Source organism: Halomonas denitrificans, assembly GCA_019800895.1.
In the GTDB taxonomy this organism is placed as follows: domain Bacteria; phylum Pseudomonadota; class Gammaproteobacteria; order Xanthomonadales; family Wenzhouxiangellaceae.
In genome coordinates, this window is the sequence record JAHVKF010000002.1 from 401,782 (window position 1) to 422,708 (window position 20,927).

Consider the following 20,927-nt stretch of genomic DNA (forward strand, 5'->3'; position numbering starts at 1 on the left):
CGGCCCATCGACGAGGAGTACGAAACCATGTCCGAACCGTTTCTAGCCGAAGTCCGCATGGTGGGGTTCAATTTCGCTCCCCGCGGCTGGGCGTTCTGCGACGGCCAGATCCTGCCGATCAACCAGAACCAGAGCCTCTACTCGCTGCTGGGCACGACCTACGGCGGCGACGGCCGGACCAGCTTCGCGCTGCCCGACCTCCGAGGCCGAACGCCCCTGCACGTCGGCAACGGCCACACGCTGGGCCAGCGCAGCGGCGAGGAAACCCACACGCTGACGGCGAACGAGATGCCCCAGCACAGCCATTCGTTGCAGGGCTCCAACGACGCCGCATCCGCACCCGTACCGCAGGACAACCTGGCCGGTGCCGCAACGCTGGAGACCTACGGCGACGTGGGAACGGCACCGGTGGCGATGAATGCCGGCACCGTTGCCAATGCAGGCGGCAGCCAGGCTCACGAGAACATGCAGCCCTGGCTCGCGGTGCGCTTCTGCATCGCGCTGCAGGGGCTGTTCCCCTCGCGCAACTGACGGAGACCGACCATGTCCGAACCCTTTGTCGGAGAAATCCGCATGTTCGCCGGAACCTTCGCGCCGCGCGGCTGGGCCTTCTGCGACGGCCAGCTGCTCGCCGTGTCGCAGAACGACGCGCTGTTCTCGCTGTTCGGCACCATCTACGGCGGCGACGGACGCACCACGTTCGCCTTGCCGGACCTGCGCGGCCGCCTGCCGATCCATGCCGGCAGCGGTCCCGGCCTGTCGCCGCGCCAGATCGGCGCACGTGCAGGCGCCGAGCAGGTCACGCTGACGACCAACCAGCTGCCGTCCCATTCGCATACGTTGCAGGCCAGCCCGGACGCCGCCACCGACACGTCGCCGGCCGGGAAGACCTTCGCCCAGGTCGCCGGCGGCGACCTGTACGGGTCGATCAACCCGACCGCATCGTTCGATGCATCTGCCGTCGGCGCGGTGGGCGGCAGTCAGTCCCACACCAATCTGATGCCCTTCCTGTGCGTGAATTTCATCGTCGCGCTGGTCGGCATCTATCCGTCGCGCACCTGACCGAGGTCCGATCATGTCCGAACCCTTCATTGCCGAAATCCGGATCTTCGCCGGCAACTTCGCGCCGCGCAGCTGGGCGTTCTGCGACGGTCAACTGCTGCCGATTGCCCAGAACACCGCGCTGTTCTCGTTGATCGGAACGATCTACGGCGGCGACGGCCGCACGACCACGGCCCTGCCGAACCTCCAGGGCCGCGCACCGATGCACCCGGGGACCGGCCCCGGGCTCACGCCGCGCAGCATCGGCCAGAACGGCGGGGTCGAGCAGGTCACGATCACCGAGCAGCAGATGCCGAACCACCGGCACACGCTGACCGGATCGAATACCTTCGCCGGCGACGACGACCCGGCCGGACAGTATCCGAGCCGGCCGCGCGGCTTCGGCATCTACACCGCGCCGGGGGCCCCGGTGGCGATGGCGGCGACGGCGGCCACCGGCACCGGCGGCGGCCAGCCGCACAACAACATGCAGCCCTACCTGGCAATGAGCTTCATCATCGCCCTGCAGGGCCTGTACCCGTCCCGTTCGTGAGGAATTCGACGATGAACCGACGCCAGTTCGCTTCCCGACTCGCTGCCGGCGCTGCGCTCTGCGCGCTCGGACCCGTCACCGCCTCGGCGGCTACGCGCAGAACCGTCGGCGATTGCCGCGCGCCCGGCGGCTGGGCCTGCGCCGAGGACTGCGCCCGCGACCGGGGCATGCGCTTCACCGGCGACGGCCCGGTCGTCGCGTCGTTCGAACTGACCGAGGTGATCGACCGGGGACGAGCGGGGCACGGCGCCCAGTTCATCGCGCGCTTCGCCGGCCCGACCGACGCGCCCGAGGGCGTCTACCGGCTGACCGCCGCCGATCGCGACCTCGCGCTGCACCTCCTTCCGGCCGGCGACGGGCGGATGGACGCGGTGTTCAACCTGCTCGACTGATTCCGTGACCCGGGCCTGGATCGCGCGCCTGGCGCAGCCGGGCGTCGGCCTGAGCGCGCGCGAGATCGTCGACGGCGACCGCGAGTTCCTCCGCGACCTCTACGCCAGCACACGCGCCGAAGAACTGGCCCCCGTGCCGTGGCCGGAGGCCGAGAAGCAGCAGTTCCTGACCCGGCAGTTCGAGGCCCAGCACGCGCACTACCGGGAGAACCTGCCCGACGCGGACTACCTGCTGCTGGAGATCGCCGGGGAGCCGGCCGGCCGCATCTACCTCGACGAACGCCACGACGAGATCCGCCTGGTCGACATGGCGTTGCTGCCCGAGCACCGCGGCGCGGGCATCGGCAGCGGGCTCCTGCGAACGGTGATCGAGGCTGCGGTGGAGTCCGGCCGCACCGTGCGTCTGCACGTCGAACGGCACAACCCCGCCTGGCGGCTGTACGACCGGTTCGGCTTCGTCGAGCTGGAAGACCGCGGGGTCTACCGCTTCATGGAGTGGCGCCCCCGCCAGGCCGAGCGTTCGCCCTAGGTAAAGACCGCCTCGTAGGCGACGCCGCCATCGCGCGGCCCGACCGGCACGAGGAACAGCTGCAGTTCGCCGAGCGCTTCGTGCTCGAGGGTCAGCGTCTGTTGCGGCAGCGCGTCCCCCTCGGCGACGACCACCAGCGAGAACGGCTGGCGCTCCTGCCCGGGCTGCCGGTTCAGCGCGTCCACCTCGGCGATCCGTCCATCGCGGTGGACATCGCCGGCGACCAGGCGGACGCGATCGCCCGCGTGGCGGGCGAAGGTCTCGTAGTCCGGCAACGGATCATCGGGCGCGGTCATCTCAGAACAGTCCCAGGATGCCGCCGAGCACGACCAGGATGGCCAGCGGCGCGAACAAGCGGGTCAGCCACAGCCACAGCTGGAACGCCCAGGTCGGCATCTTGTCGTCCAGTTCCTCGCGGGTGATCGTGGTCGACAGCACCCAGCCTGCGAACAGGGCGATCAACAGGCCGCCGACGGGCAGCATGATGTCGGCGGCGACGAATTCGATCGCGGACATGATGTCGCGACCGCCGATCGTGTACTCGGACCAGACGTTCAGCGAGAACACCGAGGCCAGGCCCATCACCCAGGTCAGCAGCGCGACGAACAGCGCGATCTGCTTGCGCGAGAAGTTCGTCGCCTCGACGAAGTACGCCGTCGGCGGCTCGAGCAGCGAAATCGAGCTGGTCCAGGCCGCCACCGACAGCAGCAGGAAGAACGCCATGCCGTAGGCGATACCGTAGGGCATCTCGTTGAAGGCCAGCGGCAGCGAGGTGAAGATGAAGCCGGCGCCGCCGCCTTCGGGATCCAGACCGAAGGACAGCACGATCGGGAAGATCGCCAGGCCTGCGACGAGCGCGACCAGCGTATCGGCGAAGGCAACGGTGACGCCGGTCGCCGGCACGTTGACGTGCGACGGCAGGTAGGCGCCGTAGGTCATGATCGCGCACATCCCCAGGCTGAGCGTGAAGAAGGCCTGGCCCATGGCGGTCACGATCATCGAACCGTCGACGCGCGACCAGTCCGGCGAGAACAGGAAGCCCACGGCCTCCTGGAAGTGCCCGGTGCTCATGCCGTAGCCGAGCAGGATCAGCAGCAGCACGAACAGCATCGGCATCAGGATCGAGACGGCGCGCTCCAGGCCCTTCTCCACGCCCAGCGCGACCACGCCCATGGTCAGGATCATGAACACGCCGTGCCAGAAGATCAGCTTGCCGGGGCTGGCCAGCAGCCCGCCGAATTCCTCACCCGGATCGCTGATCGCCGGCGCACCGAGGAACAGCTGCTGCAGGTAGTCGAAGCCGTAGGACAGGGTCCAGCCGGCGACCACCGAGTAGAAGGACAGCACCAGGAAGCCGGCGAGGATGCCGACCCAGCCGATCAGGGACCAGGCCTTCGACGCGCCGGCTGCCGTGGCCAGTTCCTTCAGCGAGTTGACCGGGCTCATCCGGCCGCGCCGGCCGATCACGATCTCGGCGAACAGCACGGGCAGACCGATCAGCGCGATGCAGGCCAGGTAGACCAGGACGAACGCACCGCCGCCGTTCTCGGAGGTGATGTACGGAAAGCGCCAGATGTTGCCGAGACCGACCGCCGAGCCGGTCGCGGCCATGACGAACATGAGCCGGGACGACCACATGCCGTGGATGGACGTGGTTTTCATGATTCGCGGAACCCCGTTGGATTGTTGTTTTCGTATCCGGGGGATTGTCCGCGAACTCGACCGCCGGAGCAAATCGGAGCCCCTGCGCCCCGGGGCTCGACCCGAGGCCGGCGACTTCCGCGCGATCGTTCGGATCACCGGGCCCCGGCTCGCGGCCGGGATGAGAGGAAATGAGCGTACGCCTCCCCGGATCGTCACCGCGGTCCGCATCCGGCAACGCGTACACGGCGTCCAACGCCATCGGCGCTAGACTTTCCGATGTTCCGGGCTCGACGACCATTTCGAACAAGCATCACATGACCGACCCACTGCTCGAACTCGACGACGTGACCTACGCCTGGCCGGGCGACGACGCGCCGGTCCTGGCGTCCGTGTCGCTCGCGCTCGAAGCGGGCGAGCGCGTCTTCCTGGCCGGGGCGAGCGGTTCGGGAAAGTCGACCCTGCTGGCGCTGATCGGCGGCCTGGTGGCGCCGGCGAAGGGCGCCATCCGCTTCGGCGGCACGCGGGTCGACACGCTGAAGCGCGCCGACCGCGACCGGTTCCGGGCCGACCACCTCGGCGTCATCTTCCAGCAGTTCAACCTGCTCCCCTGGCTCGACGCGATCGACAACGTCCGCCTCGGCTGCCGCTTCTCGACCGCCCGCGCCCGCCGCACCTCGGTCGATGAACCCGGCCGCCTGCTCGGCGCGATGGGGCTGCCCGAAGCCGCCTGGTCGCGACGCGCCGACCGGCTCAGCGTCGGCCAGCAGCAGCGCGTGGCCGCGGCGCGCGCGCTGATCGGCCGCCCCGGGCTGATCCTCGCCGACGAACCGACCTCGGCGCTCGACGACGACCGCCGCGACGACTTCCTCGACCTGCTGTTCGACGAAGTGCGCAACGCTGGCTCGGCGCTGCTGTTCGTCAGCCACGATCGACGCCTCGCCGATCGCTTCGATCGCGCGCTGTCGATGGACTCGCTCGCCTCGGACGCGGGGAGGACGACATGCTGATGCGCCTGGCCCGCGGATCGCTGGCCAACCGTCGCTTCGCGGTCGGCCTGACGATCTTCACGATCGCGATCTCGATCGCGCTGCTGGTGCTGGTCGAACAGATGCGCGGCCAGGTGCGCGAGAACTTCCAGCGTTCCGTGTCGGGCGTGGACCTGATCGTCGGCGCGCCGACCGCGCCCGTCCAGCTGCTGCTGGTCTCGGTCTTCGGCCTCGGCGACCCCACCGCGAACGTGTCCTGGTCGACCTACGAGGAACTGGCCGAGGCCGAAGTCGTCGACTGGGCCGTGCCGATCGCCCTCGGCGACAGCTACGAGGGCTTTCGCGTGGTCGGTACCACGCCGGAGTTCTTCGAACGCTTCCGCTACGCCGGCAGCACGGCGCTGGTCATCGAGCGCGGTACCGCCTGGCGCGATCGCTTCGACGCCGTCGTCGGCGCACGGGTCGCGCGTGCGGTCGACCTCGAGGTCGGCGACACGATCGAGCTCGGACACGGCGGCGGCAACGTCACGCTGGTGACCCATGCCGCCCATCCGTTCCGGATCAGCGGCGTGCTCGCCCCGACCGGCACGCCGGTCGACCAGTCGGTCTACGTCGACCTGGCCGCGCACCACGTCGTGCACGAGGAGTTCATGGCCGGCCGGCCGCTCTCGGGGTTCCGGCCGCCGCCGGGCGAGGGTCCGGCGTCGAGCGCGCCGCAGCACGGCACGGCCGGCGTTGCACCCGATCACGGCCATGCCCACCACGGCGGCCCGAACCAGGGCCACGCACACGACGAGGGCGCGCACGAAGACGGAACACACGATGATGGAACACACGATTCGGACCCGCACGGCGACGTGGACGACACGGTCACGCCCGACAGCGTCAGCGCGATCTTCCTCGGCCTGAAGGCGCGCGCCGCGGCCTTCGGCCTGCAGCGCCGGGTCAACGAGTATCCGGACGAAGCCCTGCTGGCCATCCTGCCCGGCATCGCGCTGCAGCAACTGTGGCGGATCACCGGCACCGTCGAACAGGTGCTGCGCGTGGTCGCGGGCCTGGTCGTGCTGGCCGGCCTGCTCGGCATGCTGACCGCGATGCTGACCACGCTGAACGAGCGGCGCCGGGAAATGGCCATCCTGCGCGCCTGCGGCGCCCGGCCGTGGCAGGTCGCCGGCCTGCTGGTGCTCGAGGCCGCCGTGATCGTGATGGCAGGCGTCGTGCTCGGCGTGCTGCTGGCCTGGGGCCTGCAGGTGCTGCTCGCCCCGTGGTTGCTGGCCCGCTTCGGCATCGCGATCGCACCCGCCCTGCCGGCCGCGGAACTGGTCGGAGTCCTCGCCGGGATCGGCGCGGCCGGTGTGCTGATCGCGCTCGTCCCCGCCCTGCTGGCCTATCGCCGAACGCTCGCCGACGGCATGCAGGTCCGCCAATGACCCCCCGCAGATCGAACTTGCGCGCCGAATGCGGTCCAAGCCTGTTCCGGAGCCCGTCCGGACTTCGAACCCACGATTCCGACTGCCCGATGACCATGACGAACCTGTTCTCCCGACTGCTGCTTGCCGCGGCCCTGATGCTGCCCGCCCTGGCCGTTGCCGAGGCGCGCACGCTGGAGTGGCTGGAGCTGATGCCCGAAGACGAGGCGCAGGCCTGGATCGACGACCAGACCAACATCGACCATTCCGGCTTCGACGCGCCTGAAGAGCCCTTCCAGTCGTTCCGCACCGTCGGCGAGCTCGACGGCCAGCACGTGCGCCTGCCCGGCTTCGTCGTGCCCATCGAGACGAACGAGGACGGCGACCTGGTCGAGTTCTTCCTGGTCCCCTACTTCGGCGCCTGCATCCACCTGCCGCCTCCGCCGGCCAACCAGATCGTCTACGGTCGCCTCGACGAGCCGGTGGAAATGATCGACATCTGGGACGCGTTCTGGATGGAAGGCACGCTGAACATCGAGGACGTCAGCAACGAGACCGCCGCCTCGGCCTACACCATGGACGTGGAGTCGCTGACGCTGTACGAGTGACGGCACCCGTCATTTGGCTGGAAGGTCCTGCTCCGCCCGCCCGAGAGAGAAACCCGTCGCCCGCGAGCGGCCTCCACCAGGAATGCCGGCGATCGAAGGCTTCTGCCTGTTGGACGGCGCTTGCGCGCGAGCCCCACGCGCGGCCCTGACGTTCGCGAGCGAGGCTCGCTCCTACAGGCGATGGGCCTGCCGTTCGACGCTTGATCGCAGCCCTCGCCCATCCCCGGAGACCTGTAGGAGCCTGCCTGCAGGCGCAGGGTTAGCGGCCGAATCGAGCGGACGGATTCACAGCCCGCATCCGCCGGTCAGCGTTCGACCGATCGAACGCCCTCGAGGAGATCCTCCGCGCACGCATCGCCGTGCAGCACGGAAATGTCGCCGGTGGTCTCGAGTACCGCGGCGCGCACCTCGGTGAGGTCCAGCACGTTCGATTCGCGCAGCTTGGCGACCAGGTCGCCCTTCGATACGCGCGTTTCGGCCAGCGCGCGCTCGAAGATCACCCCGTCGCGCATCAGCAGAACGGGCCGGTTCTGGACCAGGTCCCGGAATCGGCCGGAGCGGAACCGGAAACGCGCGACGACGTGCTGGAAGACGAACAGGGCGAGCATCGCCAGCAGCGGCTGCAGGAACCCGGCCACCTCGGTGGCCTGACCGGCACCGGCCAGCAGCGAGCCGATCGCCACGGTCATCACGAAATCGAAGCTGGTCATCTTCGAAAACGACCGCAGCCCGTTGATGCGGACCAGGATCACCACCCAGGTGATCGCGGCCGAGGCCAGGATCAGGCCCCGAAGAACGGCGTCGAACAAGGGGTCGGATACGAACATGGGTGCTCCTCGGTGGCGGGCGCCTAGGGGTCTCGCAAGACGTTGTGAAACCAAGGGTGGTCCGAACGCCATCCGGAAGTCAATGCACCCTTCCGGGGCCGGACCGCCGGGCCTTCGCTCGCAAGCTCACTCCCACAGGCGCCAGCCGATCGGGCGACGCCCGGCTTCTGTGGACCTGTGGACCTGTGGACCTGTGGACCTGTGGACCTGTGGACCTGTGGACCTGTGGACCTGTGGACCTGTGGATCTGTGGATCTGTGGATCTGTGGATCTGTGGATCTGTGGATCTGTGGATCTGTGGATCTGTGGATCTGTGGATCTGGGGGTCTGGGGGTCTGGGGGTCTGGGGGTCTGGGGGTCTGGGGGTCTGGGGGTCTGGGGGTCTGGGGGTCTGGGGGTCTGGGTGTCTGGGGGTCTGGGGGTCTGGGTGCCTGTGGGAGTGAGCTTGCGAGCGAAGGGTCTGGTAAGTCATCGAGCGGCAGGACTTCGGCCTTTTGCGCCCGGACCATGCCGAACCCGTATCATCCGTGGACCCCAATCCCCCGAGAAGCAAGCCATGGCTCCAACCAAGATTCTGCTGCTCTGCGTCCTGACGCTGACGCTCGTCGTTCCTGCCTTCGCCCAGGAAGAAACCGACGCCGAACGCACGCGCCTGACCGCCGAGGTGCTGTGGACGATGGATCGCGTGGGCGCGCCGGTGATTTCGCCCGACGGGTCGCAGGTGGTGGTGCCGGTGACGTCCTGGGACGTCGAAACCGATGAATCCGAGACCCGCCTGTACCTGCTGTCGGCGGAAGGTGGCGTCCAGCGACCGCTGACCGCCGAGGGGTCGAGTGCCGGCAGCCCGGTCTTCTCCCCCGACGGCTCGCGACTGGCCTTCACGGCCAAACGCGGCGAGGACGAGGCCGCCCAGATCCACGTGCTGCCGATGGACGCGCCCGGCGAAGCGATCCGGGTCGGCGACGTGCCGACCGGCGCCTCCGGCCTGAAGTGGGTCGGCGAGCACATCTATTTCGTGTCTACGGTCTGGCCGGAGAAGTCCTTCGACGAGATGGCCGAGCAGCTCGAGGCCGACAAGGACGACCACGTCTCGGCGCACGAATGGACCTCGATGCCCTACTCCTACTTCGACCGCTACCTCGACGAGGCGCGCGAGACCCATGTGTACCGGATTCCCGCCGACGGCGGCGAGATCGATGCGCTGACCGTCGCCACGGGGCTGGAACTGCCGCGCGGCTCGGGCGGCGGATCGGACTACGACGTCTCGCCGAACGGTTCCCTGCTGGCCTTCGTCGCCGATGCCGCCACCGAAGGCGTGGTCGAGAACAACGACGTGTTCCTGCTCGAGATCGGCAGCGACCGGCCCCGCAACCTGACGCAGGGTAATGCGGCCGCCGACTTCAATCCGATGTTCTCGCCCGACGGCGCGATGCTGGCCTACAACCGGCAGCACATCGTCGGGTTCTACGGCGACACCCGCTCGCTGATGATCCACGAGCTGGCCAACGACCGCACCCGGGTCATCCACGCCGACTGGGACCGCTCCGCCGACGGCCTGGTCTGGGCGCCGGACTCGGCCGGCCTGTTCGGTGCGATCGACGACGCCGGCACCCGGCGCGTGTATTTCCTGCCGCTGTCGGGCTCGGCCCCGGTGGCGCTGACCGACGCCACCGACTACGGCGACCTTGACATCGCCGCCGACGGCACACTGGTCGGCACCAACGTGAGCTTCCTCTACCCGCCGCGGGTGGTCCGCATCGACCTGGACGCCGACGAGATCGTCCGCCTCGATTCCTTCAACGACGAGATCCTGGCCGACGTCGACCTCGGCACCTACGAGTCCGTGACCTACGAGGGCGCCGACGGTGCCGAGATCCAGATGTGGGTCCACTACCCGCCCGGCTTCGACCCTTCGCAGCAGTACCCGCTGTTCCTGCTGATCCACGGCGGGCCGCACGGCGCGATCACCGACACCTTCCACTTCCGCTGGAACGCCCAGACCTTCGCGTCCTGGGGCTACGTCACCGCGTGGCACAACTTCCACGGCTCGAGCGGCTTCGGCCAGGACTTCACCGACGCGATCAACCCCGACTGGATCAGCAAGCCCTACGAGGACACGATCGCCGCGGCCGAGTGGTTCATGGACAAGGACTGGATCGACACGGACCGCATGGTCGCCGGCGGCGGCAGCTACGGCGGCTACCTGTCGTCGATCCTGCTCGGGAAGGAGCACCCGTTCAACGCGCTGGTGATCCACGCCGCGGTCTACGACCTCTACGCCCAGACCTCGGCGGACTTCGCGGTGCATTCCGATCGCTTCGGACCCTATTGGGAAAACCCGGAGATGTACTCGATCCTCTCCCCGCACATGTACGCCGACCGCTTCGACACGCCCAGCCTGGTCATCCACGGCCAGAACGACCTGCGCGTGCCGGTCGGCCAGGGTTTCTCGCTGTTCCGGGCGCTGCAGACCCGGGGGGTGGAATCGAAGCTGATCTACTACCCCGACGAGAACCACTGGATCCTCAAGCCGAACAACTCGCTGCACTGGTACGAGGCGGTGCGCGACTGGGTGACGCGCTTCGCCGCGCCCGGCCCGCGGCCGGCCGCCCGGCGGGATGCGGAGGCGAACGACTCGACACAGGACTGAGCCCGGTCCCGGGCGTCGGATCGCAGGGAGGCCGCCGGACCCTTCCGGCGGCCGCAAGGACCGGCGGATCAGACCAGCGCGACTTCGGGGTCCAGGGCCTCTTCGGCCGCCGGGATCGGCGCTGCGCGACCGCGGATCAGGTCCGAGGCCTTCTCGGCGATCATGATGGTCGGCGCGTTGGTGTTGCCGCCGATCAGGGTGGGCATGATCGAGGCGTCGACCACGCGCAGCCCCTCCACGCCCTTGACCCGGAGCTCGGCATCGACGACGGCCCCGTCGTCCGCTCCCATCCGGCAGGTGCCGACCGGGTGGTAGATCGACTCGGCCTTGTTGCGGACGAACTCCAGCAGGCCGGAGCGCGTGTCGACATCCCCGCCGGGATGGATCTCGTGAGCGCGGAACGGCCGGAACGCGGGCTGGGCCAGGATTTCTCTCGAGACGCGGACGCACTCCAGCATCATCTCCACGTCCTCGGGCTCGGACAGGTAGTTGGCGTGGATGACGATCGCCGCGCGGGGATCGTCGGATTTCAGGGCCAGGTGCCCGCGGCTTTCCGGCCGCAGGTTGCACGCGTGCAGCGTGTAGCCGTCGCCCGGCAGGCGGTTGCGGCCGTGGTCGTCGAGCAGCGCCGGCACGAAGTGCATCTGGATATCCGGACGGGGCCGGTCGCCGCGGCCGCTGGCCAGGAAGCCGCCGGCCTCGGCGATGTTCGAGGTGCCGATGCCTTCGCGGTAGAGGAAATAGCGCAGGCCGACCATCAGCTCGTTCAGGTGGTCGTAGGTGACCGGCTGCGAGCAGCGGGTCAGGGTCATCACGTCGAGGTGGTCCTGCAGGTTGCGGCCGACCTCCGAGCGGTCGAGTTCGACCCCGACGCCGGCACGCTCGAGCATGGCCGCCGGACCGATGCCGGACAGCATCAGCAGCTGCGGCGAGTTGATCGCGCCGCCGCATAGCAGCACTTCGCGCTCGGCGCGGGCCGACCGCGTCCTGCCGAGCTTGCTGTAGACCACGCCGTCGGCGCGGCCGCCGTCAATCCGCACGCGATGGGTCAGCGCGCCGGTGCGCACGGTCAGGTTCGGGCGCGATCTCACCGGCCGCAGGTAACCGCGGGCGGTCGAGCAGCGGCGCCCGTCGCGCTGGGTGACCTGGTACAGGCCGAAGCCGCGCTGGACCGGTCCGTTGAAATCGACGTTGCGGAAGTACTCGGCCTGTTCGGCGGCCTGGATGAACACCGGACTCAGGTCGTTGACGTGGCTGAGGTCGGACACGCCCAGGGGGCCGCCGACGCCGTGGAACTCGCTGGCGCCGCGCTGCTGGTCCTCGCTTCGGCGGAAGTACGGCAGCACGTCGGTGAAGCCCCAGCCCGGGTTGCCGAGGTCGCGCCAGTCGTCGTAGTCGGTCCGGTGACCGCGCACGTAGCACATGGCGTTGATCGAGCTGGACCCGCCGAGCACCTTGCCGCGCGGCCAGTACAGGCGCCGGTTGTTCAGGTTCGGCTCGGGCTCGGTCTCGTAGCCCCAGTTCACGGACTTGAAGCGAACCAGCTGGGCCAGCCCGGCCGGCATGTGGATGAACGGATTCCAGTCGCGCGGACCGGCCTCGAGCAGCAGCACCCGGCAGTCGGGGTCTTCGGTCAGCCGATTGGCCAGCACGCAACCGGCCGACCCGGCGCCGACGATGATGTAGTCGTAGCGTTCGGACATCTTCAGGTTTCTCCGGCACGACGGGACTTCGAGTCCTGTCGCGCGGTCGAATCGGGCCCGGCTTCCGTTGCTTGTGATTATGTCCGGAAGGCCGGGAGCGGCGTCTACCCCGAAGCACCGATATGCAAAGATACCGCAGACCGCGCCACGGCGGGCGCCGGACGCCCGGTGACTTTCGGCACTCCTTCACATTCGTGATGTCCAATATGCTGGCTGATCGGGCGCGCCGTGCTTGCCCGGCGCTGCCTGCCCCGTGTACATGCGTTCCAGGAGAATCCCGTGCCGCTGACCCGCCTTGGCCTGAGCAACCCGGTCGCCGTCGCCGTCGGCTGCATCCTGCTGGTCATCTTCGGCCTGATCAGCCTGGACCGCCTGCCGGTGCAGATGACGCCGAGCATCGACCGGCCCAGCATCTCGGTCAACACGGGCTGGCGCGCGGCCGCGCCGGAAGAGGTCGAGTCGGAGATCGTGGAGCCGCAGGAAGAGCAGCTGCGCGACGTTCCGGGCCTGGTGCGCATGAGCTCCGAGGCGTCCCAGGGCCGTGGCCGGGTCAGCCTGGAGTTCGGCGTCGGCGCGGACATGAACCGGGCGCTGATCGACGTGATCAACCGCCTGAACCAGGTCCAGCGCTACCCGACCGATGTCTCCGAGCCGACCGTGAACGTCGGCACGTCGCAGTACGAGGAGGCCGTGGCCTGGTTCGCGATCCTGCCGGTCGAGGGCAATACGCGCCCGATCGTCGAGTACCAGGACTTCGTCGCCGACGTGATCCAGGAACGGATCGAGCGCATTCCCGGCGTGTCCTCCGCCGCGCCGGTCGGCGGCCGGGCGTTCGAGATCCGGATCACCTTCGACCCCTACCGGGCAGCGGCGATCGGCGTCGATCTGACCCGGATCGGCCAGCAACTGGGCCAGAACAGCGACGTTTCCGGTGGCTTCGAGGAAATCGGCCGACGCCAGTACACGGTGCGCTTCGCCGGCCAGTACGAGGTCGCCGACCTGCAGAACCTGGTGCTCGAATGGCGCGACGGGCGTCCCGTGTATCTCGGCGACGTCGCCACCGTCGAGCGCACGATGACCGACTTCCGCGGCGGCGTGACCCAGAACGCCAGCCCGTCGATCGCGATGAACGTGGCCGCCGAGCCGGGCGCCAACGTGGTGCGCGTGCTCAACGACGTCAAGCAGGTGGTCGCGGAGCTTCAGCGCAGCCACCTGACCCCGGCCGGCCTGAACATGGTCCAGGTCTCCGACGACACGGTCTACATCAACCAATCGGTGCGGATGGTGGTGACCAACCTGCTGCTCGGCATGCTGCTGGCCACGAGCGTGCTGTGGTGGTTCTTCCGCAGGGTCCGGGCGACCCTGATGGTCGCGGTCGCCATCCCCCTGTGCCTGTGCTTCGCCTTTCTGGTGCTCGACGTGGCCGGGCGCTCGCTGAACGTGATCTCGCTGGCCGGCCTGGCCTTCGCGACCGGCATGGTGCTCGACGCCGCGATCGTCGTCCTCGAGAACATCGTGCGCCAGCGCGAGCAGGGCCGGGAGGCCAGGGAAGCCTCCGACCGCGGCGCGACCCAGGTCTGGGGCGCGCTGCTGGCCTCGACGGCCACCACCGTCGCCATCTTTCTCCCCGTGCTCTGGCTGCAGGACGAGGCCGGCCAGCTGTTCGCCGACCTCGCGGTGGTGATCTCGGCGGCGGTGATCGCGTCGCTGGTGGTCGCCGTGGTGGTCATCCCCGCGGCCAGCTACCGGCTGCTCGGCGACCGGGAGATGAAGGACCGGCACCTCTCCTGGTGGCGCAACGCGGCCGACTTCGTGATGAGGCTGACCGACACGCCGCGCCGGCGCTGGTCGTGGATCGCCGGCCTGACCCTGGTGCCGCTGCTGATCGGCGCGCTGCTGATCCCGCCGGCCGACTACCTGCCCGAAGGCAACCAGAATTCGCTGTTCGGCTTCGTCCAGTCGCCGCCCGGCATGGGGCCGGAAACGGTCCAGTCCGAGATCATCGATCCGATCAACGACCGGGTCCGGCCGTACCTTACCGGCGAGAAGGAACCCGCGATCTCCGACATCTTCGTCGGCCAGTTCGGCAGCGGCGTGTTCATGGGCCTGAGCGCGGCCGACCCCGATGACATCGACGAAGTGCTCGAGGTCGTCAACCGCGAGATCCTGGCCGGCTTCCCCGACACCTTCGGCCGCGCGGGCCGCCGCGCGATCTTCGGCGGCCGCGGCGGACGCAACATCGAGGTGGACCTCCAGGCCGGCGACTTCAGCGACCTGATCGAGGCCGGCCAGATCGGCTTCGGCGTGATCTCGCAGGCCCTGCCGGGCGCGAACATCCGCCCAGACCCGGGCCTCGAGCTGGCCGAGCCGGAGCTCCGCCTGATTCCCGACGACCGGCGGATCGCCGAGCTGGGCTTCACGCGCGGCGACGTCGCCACGATCATCCGGGCCTTCGGCAGCGGCGCGTTCCTCGGCGAATACTTCGACGGCGATCAGCGACTCAACGTCATCCTGCGCGGCGAACGCTGGGCGACCCCGGAGGAACTGATGTCGATGCCGATCGCCACACCGTCCGGTCGCCTGGCGACGCTGGGCGAGCTGGCCCGCCTGGAGCGCACCGCCGGGCCGAACCAGATTCGCCGCGTCGACCGCAAGCGAACCCTGACGCTGCGGGTGACGCCGCCGAGCGGCATGCCGATGGAAACCGCGCTGGAGGTGCTCCGCACCGAGGCGGAACCGGCGATCCGCGCCGCCCTGCCCCCGGACGGCGTGATCACCTATCGCGGTACCGCCGAGGCGCTCGGCGAGACCCTGCGCAACCTGGCCGGCAGCTTCCTCCTGGCCGTGGTGATCCTGTACCTGCTGATCACCGCGCTGTTCCGCTCCTTCAAGGATTCGCTGCTGGTGCTGATGACCATTCCGATGGCCACGATCGGCGGGATCGTCGCGCTGCGCCTGGTCGACCTGGTGTTCGGCCAGGCGATGGACATGCTGACGATGATCGGCTTCGTGATCCTGCTCGGACTGGTGGTCAACAACGCGATCCTGCTGGTCTACCGGGCCCGCGACGGTGAACGCGAGGGCCTGGACCGGCGCGAGGCGGTGCGCCAGGCGGTCGGCCTGCGCCTGCGGCCGATCCTGATGTCGACGTTCACCAGCCTGTTCGGCATGCTCCCCCTGCTGCTGCTGCCCGGCGCCGGCACCGAGCTGTATCGCGGCCTGGCCGCGGTCATCGTTGGCGGACTGGCGGTCAGCACCCTGTTCACGCTGGTGCTCCTGCCCAGCCTGCTTCGAATCAACGAGGAGCCCGCGTCGCGCCCGATCGGCACGCGCGAGCCCGTTACCGCATGAGGTTTTCCGTGATGTCCCGATCCCCGATCACGCTGCTGATCGTACTGCTGCTGGCGGCCCAGGCCGGATCGGCCCTGGCCCAGTTCGGCGGCCCCGCCCTGGTCCAGGTCGACAGCGCCCGCATCGTCACCATGGCCCCGACCATGCAGGTCGCCGGCACCGTGATCTCGCGCTCCGACGCCGTGCTGTCGGCCGAGGTCCAGGGCCGCTTGATCGAAGTCGCGGAAGTCGGCACCCGGGTCGAGGCCGGCGACGCGATCGCCCGCATCGAGGACACGGCACTGGAACTCCGCGCCCGCGAGCTCCGCGCCGAGATCTCGCGCGTCGAGGCTCGCCTGTCGTTCCTGGACGCGGAACTGGCGCGCATCCAGAGACTGGCCGAGAGCAACCTGGCCGCGGTCACCCAGATCGAGCAGACCCGCTCGGATCGCGACGTGGCCTCCAGCGACCTGGAAATCGCACGCGCCCGCCTGGCCCAGGTCCAGGACGAGCTCGACCGCACCCGCGTCACCGCGCCGTTTCCCGGCGTGGTCGTCGAGCGGCGTGTCCAGGCCGGCGAACGGGTTTCTCCGGGCACTGCCGTCGTTCGCCTGGTCGATCCGGATCGGCTCGAAGTCGTGGCCCGGGCTCCGCTGGCCTACTACCGCTACGTGCAACCCGGCGACGAGCTGGCGATCGTGCTCGGCGAGGACGAGACCCTGCCCGCCCCGGTGCGCACCGTGGTCAGCATCGGCGACGAGTTCAATCACGTGTTCGAGATGCGGCTGGACGTGAACGAGCCGCTGCCGATCGGCCAGACCGTGCGCGTGACGATCCCCACGGCCGACGTGCGGGAAGTGCTGGCGGTGCCGCGCGACGCGCTGGTCCTGCGTGGCGACGGCACCTCCGTGTTCGTCGTGGATGCTGGCAACAAGGCCCGTCGCATCCGCGTCGTCACCGGCATCGGCTCCGGCGACCTGATCGAGGTCCGTGGACCCGTCAGCGACGGCGACCGCGTGGTGATCCGCGGCAACGAGCGCCTTCGTGCCGACCAGGACGTGCGGATCATGGACGAGGGCGGCGGCACCCCGACCGGGGCGCCGACCTAGGTCCGGCGCCGGCTCGCGCAGGGCCCTCCCCGCACTCCGGGCGCTTGCCCGGAATCGAGCAGACCGGCACGTGCGATCTCGCGGTCCTCCGGCATTGTCTCGGAGGAACCCACCCCGAGCTTCGCAGATGACCGCTTCCGTAGCGACGGCAACGAACATCGATCGACCGGTCCCCGCCAACCGGTCCTCGCTGGAGGACTACCGAACGCTCTGGGCGTGGATGCTCGTCCCGATGGTCCTGATGCAGGCGGGCATCTTTCTGGACTACTGGGGCGACTTCCGAGACAACGACTGGTCGATCCACGTCCACTACTGGACCGCCACCCTCTGGTATCTGTACCTGATCCTTCAGCCGTACTGGGCCACCCACGGGCGGATGGACCTGCACCGCACCAACGGCATCCTCGGTATGTTCCTGGCCGGCGGCGTCGGCATCACGTCACTGAGCATGCTCGGCCGGGACCTGCGACTGGTCCGGCTGGCCACCGAGAACCCCGAGCGCTTCGGCCCGTTCACGCCCGAGTTCTTCTACGGGGTCGCCGCCGTCGAACTGCCGATGGTGCTGATCTTCTGCCTGGCCGTGGTGATGGCGATCCTGCGCAGGAAGTCGCTCGAAGACCACGCCTGGTGGCTGGTGTCGACCGTGTTCGTCATCATGATGCCCGCAGTGGGGCGCGGCATGCAGGCCCTCTATCTGATCGCCCAGGCCGACCGGTGGCCGAACGTCGACGGGGTCACTCCGATCATCCTCGGACAGGTCTTCGTTGTCGCGCTGACGCTTGCCGCGGCGTGGAAGTACGGCAAGCTGAAGCATCCTGCGACCTGGTGGGCGCTCGGCATCAACGTGTACGCGGGGTTCGCCTGGGAGATCGGCCAGGTCGGCTGGGTCCAGCGCCTGCTCGACACGCTGATCCACGTGTCCTGAGGATTCGGGGACGGATCGGTCGGCGCCGGGCTCAGGAATCGGACAGCCTGCGTGCCTTGTCCGTATCGGGATGATCGCCGCCCAATGCCGCTTCGTGGCGGCGCACCAGCCGTTCGATGGCATCGGGCTCGATTCGCTCGGGCGCGACGTCCTGCAGCGTGGCCAACCGGTGGCGCTCGACAAGCAGCGCGAAGGGATGCTCGCTTCCGAGCTGTTCGGCCAGCAGCGCCAGCGCCCGGTCGTGCAGTTCGAGGGCTTCTTCCCCGCGGTCGAGGCCGGCCAGCGCCACCGCGAGGTTGTCCATGGTCAGCAGCGTCAGCGGGTGGCTCTCGCCGAAGGCTGACTGCTTGGTGGCCAGTGTCCGCTCCGCCAGGGCGCGGGCCTCGTCGTGGCGGCCCTGCTGGCTGAGCAGTTCGGCCAGGTTGTACTCCAGCGTGACGACGTGCTGATGCGATGCCCCCCAGAGCCCCACAGCCTGCCGGTGCGCCTGCCGCATGATGGCCTCCGCGCGCTCGGATCGATCGGTTGCGTTGAAGACGTTGGCCAGGTTCATCTGCACCACCAGCTTCTGCTCGTCCGGCACGAGATCCGGCTCGGCCTCGATCAGCGCCAGTGCCTGCTGCAGGATCTCGCCGGACGCATCGACATCCCCGGACTCCCGCTTCAGGGCGGCCAGGTTGATCAGGGTTGCGACGTAGTCTGCCGAACTACGGCCGAACATCCGTTCCTCGAGCGGGAGCAACGCCTCGAGGACCTCGATCGCACGGTCGGTCCGGTTGATCCGGCCCAGGCTCAGGGCGAGATTGGTCATGGCGCTGCTGCGGTTGATCGGGCGGGCCAGCGGATAGCGCTCCAACCAGTCCAACGCGCGCTCGGCCGTTTCCGCGGCAGCCTCGTACTGGCCAAGGCCGGCCTGCAGGTTGGCCCGGGACTGGAGGATCTCGTAGCCGAAATGGTCCTCGGCGGTCTCGGGGTCCGGAATGTCGGTGAAGTGCGTATCCATCAGAACCCGCGCTTCCTCGTACTCGCTCAGGGCGAATCGATTCGTGACCTGGTACATCCGGGCCCAGCGGATGTCCTGGTGTTCATCGCCGAGCGCGTCCAGGTGTTCGGTAATGAACGCATCGGCCAGGGCAATGCTGTCTTCGTGGCGGTCTTCGATTTCCAGCGCCCGCATCGACTGCAGGGCCAGTCCGCGCTCGATCGCAGGCATCGACAGTCCTGCGTCGGCGATCACCTTCCGAGCGATCTCGATCTGGTCCCGGGCTTGCGCCGGCAGCCGAAGCGTGTTGAAGGACTCGGCCAGGACGCGGTGGACGACCGCGCGCGCCGCCGCCTGCTCCAGCAACGCCGGACCGACGTCCGCGGCGGCCTGCAGCAGCATCTGCTCGACGGTCATGTCACGCACCCGACCGGTGGTCGACGGCGTCGCCAGCACACGCTGCAGGAAACGATTGACGCCGGCCGTGTTCCGCTGCTCGAGCTCTGCCGCCTCGCGCGCCCGGTCGGCCCGATAGAACCCGATGCTGGTTGCAACCAGTCCGACCACCAGGACCGCGGCAATGCCGCCCAGCGCGAGCCGGCGAAAGCGCTTGTGGGGCGCTTCGCGAATGGCCTGCACCTCGGCCAGCACATCGGCTGGACCCGGCCGCTGATCGGGATCGAACGCCATCAAGCGGTCGATCAGTCGCCCGATCCGTCCGCCGGCGTCGCGGGACACGCGGGCGGGCCGTGGGCGACGGCCCTGTTGATGGAGGCTCCGCAGATCGGCCCATTCCTTGACGTCGAAGGGTGGCGCACCGTCCAGCACGCGATACAGCGTGGCCCCGACGGAGTAGAGGTCGGCCCGCTGATCGGGCGCATTGCCGAGCACGACCTCGGGCGCCATGTACAGCGGCGTTCCCGAGGTCAGCGACGGACCTTCGCCGCCGCTTCGCGCCGCCCGGCTGGCACCGAAGTCCATCAGCACCCAGTCGCCGTCCGCGTCGCGCATCAGGTTCGACGGCTTGATGTCGCCATGGACCAGGCCGGCGTTGTGGACCGCCTGCACCGCCCGCGCCAGCGATTCGACCAGGTCGAGCACCTCTGCGGGATCGGAGAACAAGGGCTGGAGCGACGCGTCCTGCGCCGTCGCACCGTCGATCAGGTCGGTCCAGAGCCCGGGCCGTCCCGCGTGGACGGCGGCACCGTGCACGGCCAGCACGTGACGATGGCGCACCATCGCGAGCTGGCGTGCTTCGTGCAGGAACAGCTGCGACTGGAACGGCCGGGCCTGGTCGGTCTTCAGCAGCTTCAGGGCCACGTCGCGGTCCAGCGTCCGGTCGTAGGCGCGAAACACTTCGCCGAAGCTGCCCTGGCCCAGCGATTCGAGCGCCTGGAGATGGCCCCACTCGAACAGGACCTCGTCCTTCGACGGCCCGAGGGCGCGGTCCCGCTCACCGCCGTGCATCAGGAACAGGCGCTCGATATCGGCGAGGTGCTCGACGAGTTCGGACGCTTCGAGGTCCGCGCCTGCAGACGACAGCGATTCGTCGAGCGAGCGACTCGACCCGGTCAGCCGCTCCAGGATGCGCCGTGCCCGGCCCTGCGAGCGATCCCGGTCGCGCTCGCTCACTTCATCGCCTCGGCCAGTTGCACCAGGGAGCGGGACACCAGCATGCGCGCGCTGTTGGCCGACGGCGTATCGGTCGCCATCGCGATCTCGGGAAAGGAATAGCCGAATTCGACTCTGAGCATCACGGCCTCGCGTGCCTTGTCCGTCAGGGTCATCAATGCCGCTTCGTAGCGTTCCAGCACATCGACGCCGATCACCTCGCTGACGATCGACGCCTCGGGGTCGGTCGGCTCGAGCTCGGAATCGGCGAAGCCGTGCGCGTTGCGGCGCGTTACCCGGCGGATTTCCATCCGGATGTTGTTCAACAGGATCTTGCGCAGGTAGGCCAGGAAGGCCCCTTCGCGGAGGGCGTCGAAGTCGTCGACCTTGTCCAGCGCACTGATCAGCGCGGCCTGGACCAGGTCCTGGGTCTCGGACAGGTCGCGCGCGTAGTGCGGGAGCCGGCCGTGCGCCCAGCGCGTCAGGATCGGCAGGAAATGGCTGCAGAGCCGCTCGCGCGCCTGCGCATCACCCTCCGAGACCTGCCGAAGCAGGGATGCCGTCGACTCCAGGGGCTGGCCCATGACCATCCGTCCGCGCGAAACGCCAGGAGCCGAGTATAGAGGTC

18 protein-coding genes are annotated in these 20,927 nt (G+C 69.0%); 12 read left to right on the plus strand and 6 right to left on the minus strand.

Features of this window, described 5'->3' with window-relative positions; translation table 11 throughout:
• The first annotated feature begins 27 nt into the window (after positions 1–27).
• Genes KUV67_05910 through KUV67_05930 form a run of 5 tightly spaced genes read left to right on the plus strand, consistent with a single transcriptional unit; the run spans position 28 to position 2,515 of the window.
• Entirely contained in the window at positions 28–531 is a 504-nt protein-coding gene (locus KUV67_05910; protein ID MBY6204406.1) for a tail fiber protein, read from the plus strand.
• Between the two features lie 12 nt (positions 532–543).
• Positions 544–1,062 (plus strand): tail fiber protein, encoded by a 519-nt coding sequence (locus KUV67_05915; GenBank protein ID MBY6204407.1) that lies wholly within the window; start codon positions 544–546, stop codon positions 1,060–1,062.
• A gap of 13 nt (positions 1,063–1,075) precedes the next feature.
• Positions 1,076–1,594 carry a tail fiber protein gene (locus KUV67_05920; protein MBY6204408.1) on the plus strand — a complete coding sequence of 173 codons (519 nt, stop codon included), beginning with the start codon at positions 1,076–1,078 and terminating at the stop codon, positions 1,592–1,594.
• Between the two features lie 11 nt (positions 1,595–1,605).
• The gene (locus tag KUV67_05925; GenBank protein MBY6204409.1) at positions 1,606–1,986 is read left to right on the plus strand and encodes a hypothetical protein; all 381 of its coding nucleotides are present in this window, start codon (positions 1,606–1,608) and stop codon (positions 1,984–1,986) included.
• A 4-nt stretch (positions 1,987–1,990) separates the two neighbouring features.
• Entirely contained in the window at positions 1,991–2,515 is a 525-nt protein-coding gene (locus KUV67_05930) for a GNAT family N-acetyltransferase (protein MBY6204410.1), read from the plus strand.
• Here KUV67_05930 and KUV67_05935 read toward each other — a convergent pair.
• Positions 2,512–2,811, minus strand: a complete 300-nt coding sequence (locus KUV67_05935; GenBank protein MBY6204411.1) for a hypothetical protein — start codon at positions 2,809–2,811, stop codon at positions 2,512–2,514. The two genes, KUV67_05930 and KUV67_05935, sit on opposite strands and share 4 nt — an antisense overlap.
• Before the next feature lies 1 nt (position 2,812).
• A complete protein-coding gene (locus tag KUV67_05940) occupies positions 2,813–4,180 on the minus strand; it encodes a sodium-dependent transporter (GenBank protein ID MBY6204412.1) in 1,368 nt (455 codons plus the stop codon).
• 293 nt (positions 4,181–4,473) lie between these two features.
• Here KUV67_05940 and KUV67_05945 point away from each other — a divergent pair, with 293 nt between their 5' ends.
• The 3 genes from KUV67_05945 to KUV67_05955 all read left to right on the plus strand — a co-directional run bounded on the left by KUV67_05945 (position 4,474) and on the right by KUV67_05955 (position 7,162).
• Entirely contained in the window at positions 4,474–5,166 is a 693-nt protein-coding gene (locus tag KUV67_05945) for an ATP-binding cassette domain-containing protein (protein MBY6204413.1), read from the plus strand.
• Positions 5,160–6,575 (plus strand): ABC transporter permease, encoded by a 1,416-nt coding sequence (locus tag KUV67_05950; protein ID MBY6204414.1) that lies wholly within the window; start codon positions 5,160–5,162, stop codon positions 6,573–6,575. The genes KUV67_05945 and KUV67_05950 overlap by 7 nt, the downstream gene beginning before the upstream one ends.
• Before the next feature lie 89 nt (positions 6,576–6,664).
• Positions 6,665–7,162 carry a DUF3299 domain-containing protein gene (locus KUV67_05955; protein MBY6204415.1) on the plus strand — a complete coding sequence of 166 codons (498 nt, stop codon included), beginning with the start codon at positions 6,665–6,667 and terminating at the stop codon, positions 7,160–7,162.
• A 305-nt stretch (positions 7,163–7,467) separates the two neighbouring features.
• Here KUV67_05955 and KUV67_05960 read toward each other — a convergent pair whose 3' ends face one another.
• The gene (locus KUV67_05960; protein ID MBY6204416.1) at positions 7,468–7,989 is read right to left on the minus strand and encodes a DUF421 domain-containing protein; all 522 of its coding nucleotides are present in this window, start codon (positions 7,987–7,989) and stop codon (positions 7,468–7,470) included.
• Between the two features lie 556 nt (positions 7,990–8,545).
• Here KUV67_05960 and KUV67_05965 point away from each other — a divergent pair.
• Positions 8,546–10,639, plus strand: a complete 2,094-nt coding sequence (locus KUV67_05965; protein MBY6204417.1) for a S9 family peptidase — start codon at positions 8,546–8,548, stop codon at positions 10,637–10,639.
• A gap of 68 nt (positions 10,640–10,707) precedes the next feature.
• Here the strand turns inward: KUV67_05965 and KUV67_05970 are convergent, their stop codons facing one another.
• Entirely contained in the window at positions 10,708–12,342 is a 1,635-nt protein-coding gene (locus KUV67_05970) for a choline dehydrogenase (protein ID MBY6204418.1), read from the minus strand.
• Between the two features lie 279 nt (positions 12,343–12,621).
• On the opposite strand from KUV67_05970, the gene KUV67_05975 reads away from it, so the two are divergent.
• From KUV67_05975 to KUV67_05985, 3 genes are all read left to right on the plus strand, one after another.
• A complete protein-coding gene (locus KUV67_05975) occupies positions 12,622–15,693 on the plus strand; it encodes an efflux RND transporter permease subunit (GenBank protein MBY6204419.1) in 3,072 nt (1,023 codons plus the stop codon).
• A gap of 11 nt (positions 15,694–15,704) precedes the next feature.
• Positions 15,705–16,781 (plus strand): efflux RND transporter periplasmic adaptor subunit, encoded by a 1,077-nt coding sequence (locus KUV67_05980; GenBank protein MBY6204420.1) that lies wholly within the window; start codon positions 15,705–15,707, stop codon positions 16,779–16,781.
• A 127-nt stretch (positions 16,782–16,908) separates the two neighbouring features.
• Positions 16,909–17,706 (plus strand): hypothetical protein, encoded by a 798-nt coding sequence (locus KUV67_05985; protein MBY6204421.1) that lies wholly within the window; start codon positions 16,909–16,911, stop codon positions 17,704–17,706.
• A gap of 31 nt (positions 17,707–17,737) precedes the next feature.
• On the opposite strand, the gene KUV67_05990 is transcribed toward KUV67_05985, so the two are convergent.
• Complete coding sequence (locus KUV67_05990; protein ID MBY6204422.1) at positions 17,738–20,320, minus strand: serine/threonine-protein kinase; 2,583 nt, start codon at positions 20,318–20,320, stop codon at positions 17,738–17,740.
• Positions 20,317–20,883, minus strand: coding sequence for an RNA polymerase sigma factor (locus KUV67_05995; GenBank protein ID MBY6204423.1), 567 nt, complete (start codon positions 20,881–20,883; stop codon positions 20,317–20,319). The genes KUV67_05990 and KUV67_05995 overlap by 4 nt, the downstream gene beginning before the upstream one ends.
• Positions 20,884–20,927: the final 44 nt, after the last annotated feature.